Here is a 16,872-nt window from a genome sequence, read left to right as displayed (position 1 = left end):
CAGGAAGACAGGCCGTTATGGCCTGTCTTTGTTTTTAGCGCACAGCAGTGCGTGGTCGGAGGGTAAGCGATGAGCCGGGAATATGTGATATTAGTCAATCAGGACGGTGAACCGCGTGGCCTGGCTGAAAAAATGCAGGCACACCGCGACGGCGCACTTCATCTGGCCTTTTCGGTGCTGTTGTACCGTGAGACCCCGTCAGGCCGCGAATTTCTGCTGCATCAGCGGGCACAGGGGAAGTACCACAGCGGCGGGCTGTGGACCAATACCTGTTGTTCGCATCCGCGTGAAGGCGAAAGTCTGCAACAGGCTGCGACACGCAGACTGGGTGAGGAAATGGGGATCACCAGCGTGCGTGAGTTTGATGAGATCGCCCGTTTTATCTATCGGGCAGCACTGGATAATGATCTGGTCGAGCACGAGCTGGATCATGTGCTGGTGGCGCATGCTGATCCGGCTATTGTGCCAAATCCAAATGAAGTGATGGCGTATCGCTGGTGGCCGGAAGCAGAATTGTCGGCCCGGTTAACCCAAACGCCAGAGGTATTTACGGCCTGGTTTGCAGAAGTCTATCGCAGGACACTGGCCTCATTCTGAGGTGCTGACTATGGCGGGAGATGAAGGCGGAAAACCCGCCTTCAGGAAGTGATATCAATCGCAGTCAATCACTGGTCATCCTAGCTTGTTAAAATGTTCGATCACTGCGTTAGATTTTTTTGATTGTAGAATCACGATTTATCAAAAAATCTGCCTTGTTCTCAAACATTTTTTCTGCGCTATTTTTGATCACTGACTGACATTGATTGGTATGAATCAGGCTTTACGCACTGCAATCGCTTCAATTTCAATTTTCACATCTTTCGGCAGACGTGCCACTTCAACACAAGAGCGTGCCGGATATGGCGCATGGTTTTCGTCAAAGAACTGGCCATACACTTCGTTCACAGTGCCAAAATCATTCAGATCTTTCACAAACACCGTCATTTTGACGATATCAGAGACTTTCAGGCCTGAAGATTCAACCACAGCCTTCACGTTTTCCAGCGACTGACGTGCCTGCGCTGCGATATCGTCCGGCACTTCACCTGTGGCCGGATTCACTGGGAGCTGGCCTGAAGTCAGAACCATGTTGCCCAGATCTACGCCCTGGACGTAAGGGCCAATGGCAGCAGGAGCTTTGTCGGTGTGCAGTACTTGAGTCATCTTCGATCCTTATTGGCTTTATTCGGGAAGAAAGACCCTAGTTTGCAACGGCTTTTCGGGCAGGTCAAAAGGTTTGCGGGCCCGAGTGGAAAAGGCCCGCTGACGTTAACGAAATGCCGGGTCATTATTCATGTTCTGAATCATCTCCGGAGGCGACTGGCGCTGATAAATCACGGGCTGGGGTTGTTTCAGGGCAATGTCATTCTGCTCTTCTTCCGTGGCGGGAAAAGTACCAGACACCGGGGTCTGGAAACTCCCCAATGGCGATGGCGTATTGTGCGTGCCTGCAAATGGGGCGAAGCCCGCGACGTTTTGCCGTGCCTGTGTATTGCGGGGCAGGCCCAGCTTGTCCGGGACATCCGTATGCCGGTTGATCTGGCGGACATAATCCGACACCTGGATACCCGCCAGTGCGTCATTGGCTGCGGTTGGGCTGATCCCCAGCTCTGCCAGCCAGTCGAAGATCAGGGTGGCAGGAACAAACTGGCTGTAGCGGTCTGCAGCCCTCAAGTTGCGCAGATCTTCCGGATTATTGACGATGGCCACGGTGATCCCAACCACTTCGCCTGCCTGATTGAAAACCGGGCCGCCGCTCATGCCGGACATCACCGGCGCATCACTCAGCGAATACAGACATTTGGTGTTGGTATCAATCACATCCTGCAGATATTTCCCCTGTCCCTGAATACTGGTGCCCAGCAAAGAGTGACCCAGATGGGTAACCGGCTGATCGGGATAAATCAGCCCCCAGGTCGGGATGGTGGCTGAATCGGCTCGGATCAGGGCCAGATCGCAGAGCGGGTGATAAATCACATCCCGGTTCCAGGCATACCGAGCGACGTGTTTGGCCGTGACCTGAAGTTGAGGCGTAATGGGTACGGCAGAGCCAAAACCACCCAGTAAAATCGGTACGCCAATGACTACTTGCCGGTTGGCGGCGTGGGACGGCGCCTGCGTGACGTCGCCATTGGCCGTGATACAACTGGTCAGGAAGATGACCAGTCCCACGACCAGAGATTGACCGGCCTGAAATTTCAGCAACCGGCGACAAAACTGCGCATTCAAACTCATGCAATGTCCCCGAAACGAGCTTTTGATGAAAACAGAACGAATCACGTGCTGTTTTCCTGAGTCTAGTGAGCGGGGACAGGCGGAATTGTTGTTGAACTGAGAAAGGCGGGTTTGTAGGGGAGAAAGCCTGAAAAACAATAAAGCCGACTCAGGGCTGAGTCGGCTTTCTCAGTTTTGCCATCCGGGAAACCGGGGGATTAGTGGTAATCGGTCACGATATCGCGGGCAAAGACTTTCTCGCAGTATTTACACTTCAGGCGAATTTCTTCACGTTTCGTCAGCACTTTGAAGCTGCTGTCGACGGGTTCGTTATGGGTAATACAGTTGGAGTTCGGGCATTTGAAAATGGCATGGATCTGATCGGGCAGCGACAGCGTCAGTTTCTTCACAACCTGATAGTCTTCAATCTGATTGACGGTCGCATTCGGCGCATATAACGCCAGCTGATTGGCCAGTTCCTCATTCAGGAACACGTTTTCAATTTTGATCAGATCTTTGGTGCCCTGCACGGAAGACGGCAGATTCAGACCGATGGTGACGCGTTCTGAAGCTTGGTGCAGTTGAAATAACCGCAGCACTTTGATGCCGATGTTGGCAGGAATGTGGTCAATGACAGTGCCATTTTTAATGGCTTCGACCTGAAGCTGAGTATCTTTTGTCATGATGGGTCTCCTGCTTAAATTGTTTCGTTCAGGACCAGGGCCAGCAGCGCCTGGCGGGCATAGACGCCGTTCTCCGCCTGCTGGAAGTAGTATGCGTGCGGGGTTGTATCTACATCTGTCGTGATCTCATCCACCCGTGGCAGCGGATGCAGGACTTTGAGATTGGCGCGCGCATTGGCCAGCATGTCCGCGTTCAGAATGTAAGCCGCTTTCATATGGGCATACTCGGATTCATCGAAGCGTTCTTTCTGCACGCGGGTCATGTACAACACGTCCAGTTCCGGGATCACTTCTTCCATTTGGGTGTGCAGGCTGTACTGAATCCCGGCGTCGTCCAGTTCTTCGCAGATATAATCCGGCATCGCCAGCACTTCCGGAGCGATGAAGAAAAAACGGATGTTGTTGAACTTAGACAGCGCCTGGGTCAGCGAGTGCACGGTGCGGCCATATTTCAAATCACCGACAAAGGCGACATTGAGGTTATCCAGACGGCCTTGTGTTTCGGCAATACTGAACAGATCCAGCAAAGTCTGCGTCGGATGCTGATTGGCACCATCACCGGCATTGATCACCGGCACTTTGCCGGAAAACTCGGAGGCCAGACGGGCCGCACCTTCCTGCGGGTGGCGCATGACGAAGGCATCCACATAAGAGGTGATGACCTGCACAGAGTCAATCAGGGTTTCGCCTTTCTTGGCCAGTGAGGTATTACCGCCGCTGTCAAAACCAATCACGCTGCCGCCCAGCCGCTGAATGGCGGTTTCGAAAGACAGACGGGTCCGGGTCGATGGCTCGAAGAAGCAACTGGCAATGACCTTGTGTTTCAACAGCTCAGGATTCGGGCTTTTCTTCAGCTGGGTTGCCGTTTCCACGATAAGCTCGAGTTCGCTGCGGCTAAGCTCGGGGATTGAAATAATGTGCTTATGGTATAGCGAATTCGCCATGACGCTTTCCCTCTTTTAGGCTGGAACGAGTTGCTGCAAATCTGTCTCACCTGACGTGCAGGCAAAAAAAAGCCCCCTGAGATCAGGAGGCTTCTGGATTCAGATCCGGAGAAACAAAAACGGCATCGCTCGCCGTCAACCGGCGGCATCGCAACGGATTGTGCAGTGCGTTTGGGGCCATTTTTTGCTCTCGCTGGACAAATTGCGGAGGATTATACCGTCATTTATCCGGGGCGCAAGCGTTTGCCTGCTGGCTTGGCGGATTAACTGCCCAGCGTGGCGACCATCACAGCTTTGATCGTGTGCATTCGGTTTTCTGCCTGATCAAAGACAATCGAGTGTTCCGACTCAAACACGTCTTCTGTCACTTCCAGACCGGAAAGCCCATACTTTTCTGCGACTTCCTTACCGACACTGGTTTCGTCGTTATGAAAAGCAGGCAGGCAGTGCATGAATTTCACTTTAGGATTACCGGTGGCCTGAAGCACCTGAGTGTTGATCTGGTAAGGCAGCATGGTTTTGACCCGTTGATCCCAGGCTGAAGCTGCTTCGCCCATAGAAACCCACACATCGGTATACAGGAAATCACAGCCTTGAACGCCTTCCTCAACGGATTCGGTCAGGGTGATTTGGGCGCCGGTCTCTTTGGCAATCGCCTGACACTGACGGACCAGCTCGGCTTCCGGCCAGTAATCTTTCGGCGCCACCAGACGGAGATCCATCCCCATTTTGGCGGCGCCGACCATCAGAGAGTTGCCCATATTGTTTCGCGCATCGCCCAGATAGGCGAATTTGATGTCCTGTAAATTTTTTCCGGTGCTGTGCTCTTGCATGGTCAGAAAGTCGGCCAGAATCTGGGTGGGATGAAATTCATCGGTCAGACCATTCCAGACCGGTACACCCGCGTATTTTCCCAGCTCTTCCACAACCGCCTGACCAAAACCACGGTACTGGATGCCGTCATACATGCGGCCCAGCACGCGCGCGGTATCTTTCATTGATTCCTTGTGCCCGATCTGACTGCCCGAAGGGCCCAGGTAAGACACGCGTGCACCCTGATCAAACGCTGCAACTTCGAAGGCGCATCGGGTCCGGGTGGAGGACTTCTCAAAAATCAGTGCGATGTTTTTACCCGTCAGCTGGGGTTGCTCGAAACCACCGTACTTGGCTTTTTTCAGCTCTGCGGAAAGAGACAGCAGATACCCGATTTCTTGTGAAGTGAAATCCAGCAGCTTGAGAAAATTCCGGTTGCGCAGATTAAATGCCATCGTTTGTCCTCGTGTTCATGACTTCAGCGAACACTGAATCGCAGTGTTATGTGTGAAAACGTGTATTTTATGAATAATTATCCATAAAATATGAAATTGTATATGGTTGTGTCAATCGAAAAAACAACCTGAAAATCGGCGGGGCGAATCCCTTCTTGAACCGGCCTGTATTGAGGATGGAAATCCGCGAGAATCCGTGCCATATTGGCGGCCAATTTCGTACATACTTTGGTCGGCAGACCTTACTTGGAGAGACCCCATGTCTTATGCAGAATTGATTGAAGAGCAGAAGGAAGAGACTCGCGAGATTATTGAGTCCCTGCTGGAAGATGGCAGTGATCCTGATGCGCTGTATTCGATTGAGCACCACTTCTCTGCGGATACCTTTGCGCAGCTGGAAGGCGCGGCTGCAGAAGCCTTCAAAATGGGCTATGAAGTCATGGATGCAGAAGAGCTTGAGCTGGATCCGGAAGACGGTGGCGGTAAAGTTGTCTGTTTTGATGCCGTGATGGAATCTGCGCTGGATGCCGAACTGATCGACGCGCAGGTACTGAAGCTGGTTGAGCTGGCGCAGAAATACAATATTGATTACGACGGCTGGGGCACTTACTTTGAGTCCGGCGAAGACGATGAAGGCGAAGACGCTTAATTTTCTTCGCTGACAGGATAGGTTTCACCTGCCATCAGGGGCCGTAAAGACTGGCCATGATTCAAAAAAATCCCCCGACTCGTCGGGGGATTTTTTTATGGGCTGCTTCTGAATTTCCGGGGAACATCTGACACTGAAGATTGTGTTGGAATCATCCCCGCGGTTGCCGCTTACAGGCTGAGGTTACGCTCGAAAAGAACGATATCCACATCTGGTTTTAAGGTATAGAGCTGCGCCAGTCGGCCTCCGGATTTCACTTTTTCACCCAGCGCTTCAAACATGCCGCTGGCCTCGATTCTTCTGACCAGGCTTTTACGCTGGATGGGCTTGGCAATGATGGCTTCAATGGCGGACTTGAGCTGCCCGATGGTGAATTGTTCAGGCAAGCAGTAGACCGGGATCATCGAATACAGGGCCTTCTGCTGTAAGCGCTCTCTGGCTTTTTCGATGATGTGTTTGTGATCAAATGCGACGGCAAGATCAGGTAAGTCACTCAGATCGACCCATTGAACGTCATCCACGGCGTCGATTTGTGTTGCAATCTGCTGTGGAGAAATTAAAGCATAATACACCAGCGTCACGCTGAACCCCCTTGGATCGCGGTTGATCCCGGAGAAGGCTTGCAACTGTTCCAGATATTGAGGTGCTACGCTGGTTTTCTCTTTGATCTTCCTGAGTGCACTCATCTCTGTATTGTCGTCTGAATCGACATCCACAAAGCCGCCAGGCAATCCCCACCGACCTTGAAAAGGCGCATTGGCTCGTTTCACCAGCAGCACTTTCAGGCTGCCCTGCAAAATTGTAAACAGCACACTGTCCACCGTGAACAGTGGGTTTTTGTATTGATTTAAATCGTAATCAAGTGCCATGAGAGTCTTATTTTGTGTCTTTCCGACACAATAACGAATTCTGACTGCTCATTCAAATGAAGCGGGAGAAGGATAGAAAACTGAACCAATAGTGTCCCTGAGACATAAATTTGTTGATCCGCAGAATCTTGTTTGCTACCTTGTTTGTGTCTTAGGGACATTATATGTAGGGATTTATGAAAATCATCAGTTTTGATGGTGCTGGCAACACCAAAGAAGTGGCATATGAAGCGTTTACATTCTCCGGTGGGGAGGAGCACATTCGTTTCGAGCCATCGGATTTTGCTCAAAGTGAGAAGATACAGGTGATTGTCAGAGCCTCGGATGCCTCACAGATCATGCGACTCTTCCTTGCTGTCGATGCATTAAAAAGGTTGCGTATGGAACGAACATCAATTGAGTTGCTCTTGCCCTATTTTCCTTATGCACGTCAGGACCGGGTCTGTGTTGCGGGGGAAGCGCTGGGCGCAAAAGTCATGGCCTCACTGATCAACTCGCTTCACCTCAATCAAGTCACCGTGTGGGATGCCCATAGCGATGTCGTCCCGGCGTTATTGGACCGGGTTGAAAATGTTTCGCAGGTCACACTGATTGAACAGTTTCCAGCTTTGCGAGCGCAACTGAGCCGCGGTGAGCTCGCTCTGGTGTCGCCGGATGCTGGCGCCAGCAAAAAAACGATCAAAATTGCGGAGCACTTTGGCGGTGAACCTGAAGTGATTCAGGCACAGAAAGTTCGTGATCTGAAAACCGGAGATATCCTGCAAACTCAGGTACTGGGCGAGGTCAGGGGAAAAGACGTGCTGATCGCCGATGATATCTGTGACGGAGGCCGAACCTTCACCGAGCTGGCGAAAGTGCTGAAGGCACAAGGGGCCAAGTCGGTTGCCCTCTATGTCACTCACGGCATCTTTTCTCAGGGGCTGGCTGTTTTTGCTGGTCTGATCGACACCATTTACACCACGAATTCTTGCCGTGACAAAGCGGACTTTATCCAGCACAGCGATGTGCAACTTGAAATGATTGAACTTTAAGGAGCACCTCATGACCATTACCGCAGCCAGCATGCAGAAAGATGTGTATAAAGAGTTTCACAGCCGTGCCTATCACCCGGATGTCACAGAAGTCTATGCAAACTATACGTCCCGCAGCGGCAAGTTAAGCAATGTCGAAAATAACGACACAGTAGCCTTTGTCGGCCTGCAATACTTCATCAAAAGTTACCTGCAGGAAGAGTGGCAGGCCTTCTTTGCGGCAGACAGAGAGAGTGCAGTAGCAAACCACAGACGGATTATGAGTGCCATGCTGGGCTACCCTGTGGATGTCAGCTATCTGGAAGCTTTGCATGATTTGGGCTATTTGCCGTTAAGGGTGAAAGCGTTACCGGAAGGCACGCTGGTGCCTTATCAGGTGCCGCCAATCACCATTGTAAACACCAAACCAGGCTTTGAGTGGCTCACAAACATGATTGAGACCGTCCTCAGCTGTGAAAACTGGCCGATTCAAACCAGCGCCACCACGTCTGTGGCATATCTGAAAGTCTTCCGGGAGTTTGCGGAAAAAACAGGACTGCCAGCCGAGTTCGTCCCTTTTCAGGGCCATGATTTCAGCTTTCGCGGCATGTTCGGTAAACACGCCGCGGCGATGAGTGGTTTCGGGCATCTGGCATCGGGGCTGGTGGGAACCGACACCATTCCTGCGGTGCTCTTTGCAGAAAAATATTATGGTGCAAATGTGGATGAGGAGCTGGTGGGATGCTCAGTCGATGCGACGGAACACTCAGTCACCTGTTCCTGGATCCTCGAAGGCGAAATTGAGTTTTTCCGTTATCTGATGCGGGAACAGTCACCGACGGGCATTCTCAGTGTGGTATCAGACACCTGGGATTTCTGGAAACTGGTGACGGACTATCTGCCACAACTGAAAGAAGAGATCATGGCCCGCGAGGGGACTGTGGTGATTCGCCCGGATTCCGGCGATCCGGTGAAAATTCTGACGGGTTATCGGATGTCGCCCGTGTCTGATTACAGTGAACGGGTTAACTCACAGCAAGCCGCAGAACAAGCGGCTGTGCGTGAAGGGTACGAAGCCTATCGTTGGCAGGGGGAATACTTCGGGGTGGTCGAAGGCGACACGCAACGGCTCGAGCACTGTGAAATCAAGGGACTCATTGAGTGCTTGTGGGACACCTTTGGTGGCACATTCACCGACAAAGGCTATAAATTGCTGGATGATCATATCGGTGCCATTTATGGAGATGCGATTACCCTGACCCGCCAGCGTCAGATTCTGCAGCGGCTTATGGACAAAGGGTTCGCTTCCAAAGTGGTACTGGGAATTGGTTCATTCAGCTATCAGTATGTCACGCGGGATACCCATGGCTCAGCGGTGAAAGCAACCAGCGTTGTGAAAGGCAACCAGCGGGTTGCGATTTTCAAAGAACCTAAAACCGACAGTAAAAAACGATCGGCAAAAGGTTTACTCAAAGTGGATCGTGTCGATGGCGAATTGGTGTGCTTTGATAACGTGACCGAAGCCGAGGAGCAGCAAGGATTATTGCAGGTTGTTTTTGAAGACGGACAACTGGTGAAAGAGACGACACTTCGCGAGATCCGGGGGCTGATCAGCACGCAGATTTAGCGGGCATCATCAGCTCAATATGCCGCTCAGATAAGAGCGGCATCGATAAGAAAAACGCGACTTCATGGCAATATTGAGCAGTGAAATTGTTTCTGTCCAAACCACTTCACCATCCGGATTTCACAGGCATCATGCCCGGTGTTGCCCATAGGTTCCTCAATATGGTGAAATCCTAAAGACTCGTAAAGCGCGATGGCTTCTACCAGATTGGCAGTCGTTTCCAGGTAGCAGGCACGGTAACCCTGTTCCCGGGCGAAACGCAGGGCTTTCACCGCAAGCTTTCGCGCCAGCCCTAAACCGCGAAGCTCCGGCAGAAAGTACATTTTCTGCAATTCGCAGACATCCGCTTCCCCAGCCAGTGCGGCAATACCACCCCCGCCCAGCACCCGGTGGTGATGTTCGATCACCCAGTACTCATGCCTGTCCGCCTGATAGACTTCACTCATGCTGTCGAGCGTCGGATCGGCGACACCATAGCCTTTGTCTGCGGTCAGGCCATATTCAGCCGAGACTTTTCGGATCACGGCGGCAATCGATGCGTTATCCAGCGGCGTTAACGGCCGGATGGCGTAACCCTGCTGACGGCTGGCCATGACCATGGATTTTTTGTATCTGGCCAGACTGGCACCCAGCGCTTCAATCTCATCCAGATCCATCTGATCCAGAAAACCTTCCACCTGAGTATTCAGACTGTGGTGCAGTGCGGTCAGTTTCGTCTGCCCGGCAGGGGTCAGCGTGGCAATCTGGCTTCGTTTATCGTCGGGATGCGGATGAAAGCGGATCAGGCCCAGGTTGCTCAGAACAGCGAGTGTACGGCTGGCATTGGACTTATCGACATTGAGCAGACTGGCCATATCACTGACGGTGCAGGGCGCCGCTTCCAGTTCGATCAGTGTGTGGGCCTGAACTGGAGTGAGGTCTATATTGCCGCACTGATTATCCAGCATGCCGAGCTGGCGAACCAACTGGCGGGAGAGGTGGCGCAGGGTTTGTGCATCCATGTCTGTGTTCCATTCGGTTGTTGTTCGCAACCGAATTTAGTTGCGGATAACAACAATGTCAATGAAAAACAGAATGATGATGGCAGTGAAACGCTGTATGTTGTGCCTCACGTTTTTCACGACGTTGCCACAGGGTTTCATGCGCCAGATATGCCAGCGTATTAATTGAGGGCTCAATCAGCGCCATAATGCCGCCAATCATCCAGCTGCCACTGAGCAGGGAAGCCACACTGAATGCAACACTGAAATGGACCACGGCAAATGTCATGGTCTTGTTTGATGGTTTCCCAAACCGGGATGTTTTCAGAGATGGCCACTGCCAGACTTTCTCGTGAAAGTAGAAGGCGACTGTGTTGACCATAGGTTCAATCATGGCGATCAGGCTGCCCAGAATCACATCGCCGGTCAGCAGGTAAGCGACGGTGAAGGCAACGGTAAAGTGAATCACGGCGAAACTGATTGTTTTTTTCATGGCAAAACCCTCTGTTTGATGTTTTCAGTATGGGTGTACCCGGTAAATAAGTAAAAACGATTGGTTCTATCATATTAATCGTCATTAACTATTGTTTGATACGAATCAACATGAATAATCTTTTCGGGTCGCCTTATCTTTTCTGGCTTCGATGAAAAATGGCGACGATACGCTTTATTGTGCTTTATGTTGCATTATGATGGCGTCGAATGAACGACCTGCCTCCTCAGGTAGATGTGATTGCTTGCGAACAGCTAGGAACGATAAGAATGAATAATAAGGTTATATTTCACGGTAAAGGTGGCGAGTTTTTCGGCATCTGGATTGTTAATATTCTGCTCAGTGTTGTGACGCTTGGGATTTACTCGGCGTGGGCAAAGGTCCGGACAAAGAAGTATTTTTACGGCAACACGGAGCTTGCAGGTGATCGCTTTGATTATCATGCCACCCCGACGCAAATCCTGATTGGCCGGATCATTGCTTTTGTGTGTGTTTTGATCTGGGCAATCGCAAATGCAACTTTCCCATTGGTTGCTTCATTACTGATGCTGATTTTTGTGGGCTTCACCCCCATTCTGGCCCGAAATAATGCCCGGTTCGATGCGCGGATGAGTAGTTACAGAAATGTCCGTTTTAACTTTACGGGAAGCGTGAAAGGCGCTTACTGGGCGATGATGGGGGCTGGTCTGATCGGGATGATTCCGCTTGTGTTCTTGGCGATCATCACGGCGCTTGTCGCAGCGCACTCTGTCGTTTTGGTTATCATTTGTGGCATTTTGACTGTTGCAGCCTATCTCTTTCTATTTGCTTATGTGAGTGCAGCAATGACCCGTTATTTCGCAAACGGGTATCAGTATGGCGATCGGCCTTTCCGCGCAGAAATCAGCACTGAGTTTTTTATCAAAACCATCTTGCTGGGGGCATTAATGGGCGCTGGCCTGACTATCGTGATGATGGCTGTCGCCGCCATTATCGCTGTAGTGATTGCTTTCTTGACGATGAGTTCGGGTGAAATGGGCACTGTGATTGATCAATTCTGGTTTATGGTGGGCGGGATGTCTGGCATGGTGTATGTCATTTTACTGATGGCCTTTATTGCCGTATTTGTGCAGGTGCGTGTCCGGAACTACACCTTTGCGCAACTGGTCGTCTCGGGAGACCCGGAATACGGTTTTACGTCGACCGTCCGTACGCGCAGCTTCGTTTGGCTGATGATTACCAACTTCCTGGCGCAGGCTTTCTCTCTGGGCCTGGCACGGGCATGGGTGATGGTCCGCACAACGCGCTTCCTGTGTGAGCATACGTCTGTGGTCGGGGATCTCTCGCTGCTGACGGCCAAAGGTGAGGTCATGGATGAGGGCGCAGCCATTGCGGATGAAGTCGCGTCTGCCTTTGATATTGAAATGGGACTGGGATGATCATCTCTGGCTTTTGTTATCCGCCGCTCAGTGCTGAGCGGCAGGATGCAGAATTGGAATTGGGAGCTTCGGGTGAACTGACGTTACGTTGCGGGGAATACACCACGCAATGTGCGGCCTCGCGTGCGAAGCTGACTGAGCCATTAGGAAATCTGCCTGTATCGGTGACATTTCCGGATGGCTGGTTGTTTAAACCCAACGATGATCAGACTCTGAAGGGATGGATTGCGCAGCATGCGCCACATCAGAGCCGTTGGGTGCACCGACTGGATCGCCACTGGCTGGCGATCCTGCTCAGTATCGTGCTGACGGTACTGGCGGGCCTGGGAGGGTTCCGTTATGGCATTCCTGCGGCGAGTCATTATTTTGCCCGGATGTTGCCACAAGCGGTGCCTGTCTATCTGGGTGAAAATGTCCTTGAGATCTTGGATGCGCATCTTTTCGAGCCGTCGGATCTGACGGAACCGGAGCAATGGGAGATTCGAGACCGGTTTGCTTTGTTGCAGGACAATTTGCCCGCTTTACCGGTTGAACCGAAGATCGTGTTTCGCACTTGGGAGCATGGCCCCAACGCTTTTGCATTGAGTGACGGGACCATTGTCGTGACGGATTCGCTGGTTGAGCTGGCAACGACACCTGCCGAACTGGAGAGTGTGCTGCTGCATGAAGTCGGCCATGTGTACCACCAGCATGTGATGGAAGCCGTGGTTCAGTCGGCTCTGATATCTGTCTCGGTTGCCCTCCTGACCGGGGAAAGTTCAGGTCTGGTGGATAACCTGACCGGTACCGGCGTTTTTATTGCGTCTTCCGGTTACTCCCGGGATGCCGAGCGCGAGGCGGACCGCTTCGCTGCTGAGCAGATGATCCGGCAGTATGGCTCAACGGAGCCCATGGTGGCGATGTTCAATCGTTTTATGGATCACGATGGTGACAGCGAGTTGCCGGCATGGCTGCAAAGTCACCCGGAGCTTTCTGAGCGTATTCAGAGCCTTCAGCAAACATCCCGCGATTAACAAAAAAAGCTATCCGGTGATCCGGGTAGCTTATACCAATCGCAGTAAATCACTGATCATCCTAGCTTGTTCAAATGTTCGATAACTGTGTTAGATTTTTTGATTGTAGAATAACTACTTATCTAAAAAATCTGCCTTGTTCTCAAACATTTTTCCTGCGCTATTTTTGATCACTGACTTACTTTGATTGGTATTATTGATTCCTTTCTATTTTCGTCTTCCTGCTTTTCAGCTCAACTCTGATTTCTTGTGCAATGACATGAGGAAAAACATTTCAGCCTGTGAAAACGGTCAAGAGCAATTTATTGCATTCTTGTGTCTATCGGTTTGAAAGTTAGTCTCCGGTGGTTCACGCGGATGAACACGATGTTCAGAAATCACAGGAAGAACGCTCAATGAAAAAACAAATGACACTGGCCTCAATGCTGTCCACTTTTGCTGCCGCTTGTCGTCATCCTGCTGGGTCTCATGAATGATATCCGTGTCGCAATGCGTGATGTTCGTGGGTGAATGTACGGGCAGGAACGAACCTTTATGTTGTAACCAATTGATTAGCATTTAAAATCCACCGAACTATACATCTTGTTGGTTATGCGCTTGCTGTGTTGGGATTGGCGCAGGCCTGTTTATCCAATCATGTCACCTCATGGAAGATAGTGATGATCTCATTTTCAAATATCAGACAAATTTTGATGCTCATGTCTGTGATTGCTCTGGCTGCCTGTCATGGTGGAGACGGGCAGTCAGAGCAGTCTCCTGCTGTCACCGCATCCACTCAGATTCAGGGGCAGGTTTTTAAAGGGCCAGTGGCATATGCGACGGTACGCGCTTTTGATGCCATCGGAAACCCGCTTGGTGAAACTGTCACTGACGATAAAGGTTTTTATCGGTTGTCTCTGGATATGTCTTATCAGGGGGTGATCCGGATTACTGCCGCTGGGGGAAATTACATTGATGAAGCAACCGGCGAACTCACGTCACTGACGGACAGTTTGAGTGCAGTGAAAGTGCTGTCGGAAAGCGAAGCGGTGATGAACGTGACCTTGCTGACCGAGTTAGCGGCCCGTGAAGCCAATCTGGGTCTGTCGATGGATCGGGTCGCATGGGCAAATCGTCATGTTGCGGAATCCATGGCATTGGATCTGGATATTGTGAGTGAAGCCCCCGTTGATTTGCTGGATACCGCGCATCAGGGACAATCCGGCCTTCATGTTGATTATGCGCTGGTCATTGCCGGGATGACGAAAATTGCACAGGCTGAAGGCATCGGTCTTGGGGAAGTGTTGAACGGTTTTCGTCAGGACTTTGCAGATAATGGCAATCTGGATGACCCTCAAGTGCTGAATCAACTGCATGCGGGCATCAATGATTTTCTCGATTCTCCACTCAACCGGGTTGTACTGGACCGGAGTCAAACATCCAAAGACAAGGCGTTTTACCGCAATACACCGCCAGTGGTAGAAAAACTCGCAGCGTCAACGCTGATAGAGGGGGGCGTCTATGAAATTGCGCCTGAGATTACGGATAATCAAGGTGCATTGGGGTATCAGTGGCAGCAAATCAGCGGTCCTGAGGTGTTCATGCAAGGGGCTGAAACCGCTGCGGTTTCCATCAAAGTACCGGCACCAGAGACAAGTCAATTCTTCGTGCTCAAATTAACGGTCACAGACGTTGAAGGCTTATCAACGGAACAGCACTATTCTTTTCGCATATCTCCGGTTCCGGTGATTTCAGGCATCGCTTTTAAAGGTCCGTTAGCGGGTGCAAGGGTGATCATTTATCAGCCAGATGGCACGGTCATCGGAGAAGCGATCACCGCAACTGACGGTCGCTATCGCATCAAGAATTATCAATTTTATGAAGGCATTATTATTGCTGAAGTGACGGGGGGCATATATGAAAGTGAGGCGACAGGTCAGTCCGTCACTCTGGAACAGCCCCTCCAGGCAGCAACCTATACGTCTGCGGCCAGATTGACGACATTGAATATTACGCCGTTGACTGAACTCGCTGTTCGCCGGGCAAAAATGCTCGGGACAATGCTGACGAAAAATACCGTTGAGCAAGCGAATCGGGATATTGCGTTCGCCTTTGGTCTGCGTCGCAGCCTTGTTTTTTACTCGCCCACGAATTTGCTGGATCCGTCGGGCATCTTCAGGAAAGGGGATAGCACTGAGCATGCTTTAGCGATTGCAGCCATGATGGTTGCGATTAATACAAATGCGTACAGTTTAACCGACTGGCTTGAAATGGTTTCCAGAGACTTGTCGGACGATGGCCGGCTGGATGATGTCAATTTGCAGAAAGTGCTGTACCAAGGGTTGAACGACTTTATCCGATCGCCGTTGAATGTGCTTGGTGTGACCCCCGAAGACACACAGTTGGATGAACGGTTTAGCGGGATCGCGCCGCCAGAAATTATTTCAGTGACGGGGAACGATGGTTTTGAGCGGCAACTGACTTCCGCGACGGTTCAGGTCAAAGACACTTCGGGTGTGAGCTATGACTGGTATCAGACTGAGGGTCCTCACGTCACGCTCTTTGATCGTGATAGCAGCCGTGTCACATTCAAATTTCCGAACATTGAAGAAAACTCACCAGAAACGATCACATTGGCTGTCACGGTGGAAAACAGCGACGGGCTGATGAGTTCATCGCAAATCACGCTACAGATCCAGCCCTATACTGAGGTTGCGTTCGATAAAATTATCGATTCACAACTGCGTCGCTGTGTTGAGGATCTTGCCCCGAAAGTTCGTGATATCGGGGATTTAAACCAGCTTGAATGTGGTCCTGATTATGCGGGGATCAGTCAGTTCGATGGCTTGGCACAATTTACCCATCTGAACCATATCGGGGTGCTGGCGAAAAACCAGATCACGGATGTTTCCGCTTTGGTGTCATTGAGCACACTGAAAAGTCTTGAGCTTCAGCAAACGGTCATGACTGATTTGACTGTGCTGAAAGCGCTGACCAGCCTGACGGAGCTGGCTTTGACCCATAGTCCATGGCTGACCGATATCAGTGCGCTGCCTCAACTCACTCAACTGAATGGAATCAACTTGTATGGCACAGGCATCAGTGATGGTCATATTTTTCTGCGAATGAATGAGCTACAGAAAATTGCGATAGGGAACACTCAGATCAGCGACTTCAGCTTTTTCAGGGAAAAGTCCAACCTGATTTCCCTTGAGCTTGCTGATTCAGGATTGACTCAGCTTGATCCAATCGGACTGGCGGTTCAAACCGAATTAAAAACACTGGATATTTCGGGCAATCCACTGACAGATATTTCGGCCCTGTCAGGGTTGACGAAGTTGCAATGGGTGAACTTATCAGACACCGATATCTCAATGTTGCCATCGCTGGAACAGTTGAGTGAATTAAGAAATGTGTATCTGAATCATACCCATGTCACCGATCTTTCTGCTTTGCGCGTGTTACCGGAACTCATGCATATTTCTTTACAGGGCTTCAAGGGGACAGATATCAGCCCGTTGATTGACCTGAAGCAAAAGAGACTGTTCAGTTCGCTGTCTCGGGTTGATCTCACCGGTGCGGTTCATGTGCCTTGCTCGCAAATGACAACGCTCAAGCAATTGAATGTGAAGATTTTTGTCGACGTGAACCCCGGTGTGACCTGTGCTGCGGATTAGGGGGCGATG

At 51.0% G+C, this 16,872-nt stretch carries 15 protein-coding genes; 7 read left to right on the top strand and 8 right to left on the bottom strand.

All coding sequences use genetic code 11. The features are described from left to right. The first annotated feature begins 69 nt into the window (after window positions 1–69). On the top strand, window positions 70–597 hold the full coding sequence (gene idi, locus Q4579_RS01570) for an isopentenyl-diphosphate Delta-isomerase (RefSeq protein ID WP_303561105.1): 528 nt from the start codon (window positions 70–72) through the stop codon (window positions 595–597). Window positions 598–813: 216 nt separating this feature from the next. Here idi and Q4579_RS01565 read toward each other — a convergent pair whose 3' ends face one another. The 5 genes from Q4579_RS01565 to argF all read right to left on the bottom strand — a co-directional run bounded on the left by Q4579_RS01565 (window position 814) and on the right by argF (window position 5,148). Next, window positions 814–1,203 carry a RidA family protein gene (locus Q4579_RS01565; protein WP_303561103.1) on the bottom strand — a complete coding sequence of 130 codons (390 nt, stop codon included), beginning with the start codon at window positions 1,201–1,203 and terminating at the stop codon, window positions 814–816. Window positions 1,204–1,308: 105 nt separating this feature from the next. Then, window positions 1,309–2,274: a serine protease gene (locus Q4579_RS01560; RefSeq protein ID WP_303561101.1), complete on the bottom strand. Its 966-nt coding sequence runs from the start codon at window positions 2,272–2,274 to the stop codon at window positions 1,309–1,311. 197 nt (window positions 2,275–2,471) lie between these two features. Beyond that, on the bottom strand, window positions 2,472–2,936 hold the full coding sequence (gene pyrI / locus Q4579_RS01555) for an aspartate carbamoyltransferase regulatory subunit (RefSeq protein WP_303561099.1): 465 nt from the start codon (window positions 2,934–2,936) through the stop codon (window positions 2,472–2,474). A gap of 14 nt (window positions 2,937–2,950) precedes the next feature. Continuing rightward, window positions 2,951–3,880, bottom strand: coding sequence for an aspartate carbamoyltransferase (gene pyrB, locus Q4579_RS01550; protein ID WP_303561097.1), 930 nt, complete (start codon window positions 3,878–3,880; stop codon window positions 2,951–2,953). A gap of 263 nt (window positions 3,881–4,143) precedes the next feature. After that, window positions 4,144–5,148 (bottom strand): ornithine carbamoyltransferase, encoded by a 1,005-nt coding sequence (gene argF, locus Q4579_RS01545; RefSeq protein WP_303561095.1) that lies wholly within the window; start codon window positions 5,146–5,148, stop codon window positions 4,144–4,146. A gap of 259 nt (window positions 5,149–5,407) precedes the next feature. Between argF and rraB the strand changes: the two genes are divergently transcribed. Then, window positions 5,408–5,797, top strand: coding sequence for a ribonuclease E inhibitor RraB (rraB, locus tag Q4579_RS01540; protein WP_303561094.1), 390 nt, complete (start codon window positions 5,408–5,410; stop codon window positions 5,795–5,797). A 170-nt stretch (window positions 5,798–5,967) separates the two neighbouring features. Here rraB and Q4579_RS01535 read toward each other — a convergent pair whose 3' ends face one another. Beyond that, window positions 5,968–6,666 carry an NUDIX domain-containing protein gene (locus Q4579_RS01535; protein ID WP_303561092.1) on the bottom strand — a complete coding sequence of 233 codons (699 nt, stop codon included), beginning with the start codon at window positions 6,664–6,666 and terminating at the stop codon, window positions 5,968–5,970. Between the two features lie 176 nt (window positions 6,667–6,842). Here Q4579_RS01535 and prs point away from each other — a divergent pair, with 176 nt between their 5' ends. Together prs and Q4579_RS01525 are read left to right on the top strand one after the other, a co-directional pair. Beyond that, window positions 6,843–7,697, top strand: coding sequence for a ribose-phosphate diphosphokinase (gene prs / locus Q4579_RS01530; protein WP_303561090.1), 855 nt, complete (start codon window positions 6,843–6,845; stop codon window positions 7,695–7,697). Window positions 7,698–7,707: 10 nt separating this feature from the next. Continuing rightward, window positions 7,708–9,303, top strand: a complete 1,596-nt coding sequence (locus tag Q4579_RS01525; protein ID WP_303561089.1) for a nicotinate phosphoribosyltransferase — start codon at window positions 7,708–7,710, stop codon at window positions 9,301–9,303. A gap of 62 nt (window positions 9,304–9,365) precedes the next feature. Here the strand turns inward: Q4579_RS01525 and Q4579_RS01520 are convergent, their stop codons facing one another. Together Q4579_RS01520 and Q4579_RS01515 are read right to left on the bottom strand one after the other, a co-directional pair. Then, window positions 9,366–10,304: a helix-turn-helix domain-containing GNAT family N-acetyltransferase gene (locus Q4579_RS01520; RefSeq protein WP_303561087.1), complete on the bottom strand. Its 939-nt coding sequence runs from the start codon at window positions 10,302–10,304 to the stop codon at window positions 9,366–9,368. 58 nt (window positions 10,305–10,362) lie between these two features. Continuing rightward, entirely contained in the window at window positions 10,363–10,776 is a 414-nt protein-coding gene (locus Q4579_RS01515) for a DUF2061 domain-containing protein (RefSeq protein WP_303561085.1), read from the bottom strand. Window positions 10,777–11,045: 269 nt separating this feature from the next. On the opposite strand from Q4579_RS01515, the gene Q4579_RS01510 reads away from it, so the two are divergent. From Q4579_RS01510 to Q4579_RS01500, 3 genes are all read left to right on the top strand, one after another. After that, window positions 11,046–12,194, top strand: a complete 1,149-nt coding sequence (locus tag Q4579_RS01510; RefSeq protein ID WP_303561083.1) for a YjgN family protein — start codon at window positions 11,046–11,048, stop codon at window positions 12,192–12,194. Beyond that, entirely contained in the window at window positions 12,191–13,207 is a 1,017-nt protein-coding gene (locus Q4579_RS01505; protein WP_303561081.1) for a M48 family metallopeptidase, read from the top strand. The genes Q4579_RS01510 and Q4579_RS01505 overlap by 4 nt, the downstream gene beginning before the upstream one ends. Before the next feature lie 698 nt (window positions 13,208–13,905). Then, window positions 13,906–16,863, top strand: coding sequence for a leucine-rich repeat domain-containing protein (locus Q4579_RS01500; RefSeq protein ID WP_303561079.1), 2,958 nt, complete (start codon window positions 13,906–13,908; stop codon window positions 16,861–16,863). Window positions 16,864–16,872: the final 9 nt, after the last annotated feature.

It is taken from the genome of Photobacterium sp. 1_MG-2023, from assembly GCF_030547945.1.
GTDB lineage: Bacteria > Pseudomonadota > Gammaproteobacteria > Enterobacterales > Vibrionaceae > Photobacterium.
Note: the sequence above shows the minus strand (reverse complement) of the source record. Positions and strands in the feature narration are given on the sequence as shown.

Excerpts from the sequence above, each read along its gene's own strand:
- Q4579_RS01515 (WP_303561085.1), bottom strand. The coding sequence starts at position 10,776 with ATGAAAAAAACAATCAGTTTCGCCGTGATTCACTTTACCGTTGCCTTC.
- Q4579_RS01525 (WP_303561089.1), top strand. The coding sequence starts at position 7,708 with ATGACCATTACCGCAGCCAGCATGCAGAAAGATGTGTATAAAGAGTTT.
- argF (WP_303561095.1), bottom strand. The coding sequence starts at position 5,148 with ATGGCATTTAATCTGCGCAACCGGAATTTTCTCAAGCTGCTGGATTTC.
- Q4579_RS01500 (WP_303561079.1), top strand. The coding sequence starts at position 13,906 with ATGTCTGTGATTGCTCTGGCTGCCTGTCATGGTGGAGACGGGCAGTCA.
- Q4579_RS01565 (WP_303561103.1), bottom strand. The coding sequence starts at position 1,203 with ATGACTCAAGTACTGCACACCGACAAAGCTCCTGCTGCCATTGGCCCT.
- Q4579_RS01510 (WP_303561083.1), top strand. The coding sequence starts at position 11,046 with ATGAATAATAAGGTTATATTTCACGGTAAAGGTGGCGAGTTTTTCGGC.
- prs (WP_303561090.1), top strand. The coding sequence starts at position 6,843 with ATGAAAATCATCAGTTTTGATGGTGCTGGCAACACCAAAGAAGTGGCA.
- Q4579_RS01505 (WP_303561081.1), top strand. The coding sequence starts at position 12,191 with ATGATCATCTCTGGCTTTTGTTATCCGCCGCTCAGTGCTGAGCGGCAG.
- Q4579_RS01520 (WP_303561087.1), bottom strand. The coding sequence starts at position 10,304 with ATGGATGCACAAACCCTGCGCCACCTCTCCCGCCAGTTGGTTCGCCAG.
- Q4579_RS01535 (WP_303561092.1), bottom strand. The coding sequence starts at position 6,666 with ATGGCACTTGATTACGATTTAAATCAATACAAAAACCCACTGTTCACG.
- rraB (WP_303561094.1), top strand. The coding sequence starts at position 5,408 with ATGTCTTATGCAGAATTGATTGAAGAGCAGAAGGAAGAGACTCGCGAG.
- idi (WP_303561105.1), top strand. The coding sequence starts at position 70 with ATGAGCCGGGAATATGTGATATTAGTCAATCAGGACGGTGAACCGCGT.
- pyrI (WP_303561099.1), bottom strand. The coding sequence starts at position 2,936 with ATGACAAAAGATACTCAGCTTCAGGTCGAAGCCATTAAAAATGGCACT.
- Q4579_RS01560 (WP_303561101.1), bottom strand. The coding sequence starts at position 2,274 with ATGAGTTTGAATGCGCAGTTTTGTCGCCGGTTGCTGAAATTTCAGGCC.
- pyrB (WP_303561097.1), bottom strand. The coding sequence starts at position 3,880 with ATGGCGAATTCGCTATACCATAAGCACATTATTTCAATCCCCGAGCTT.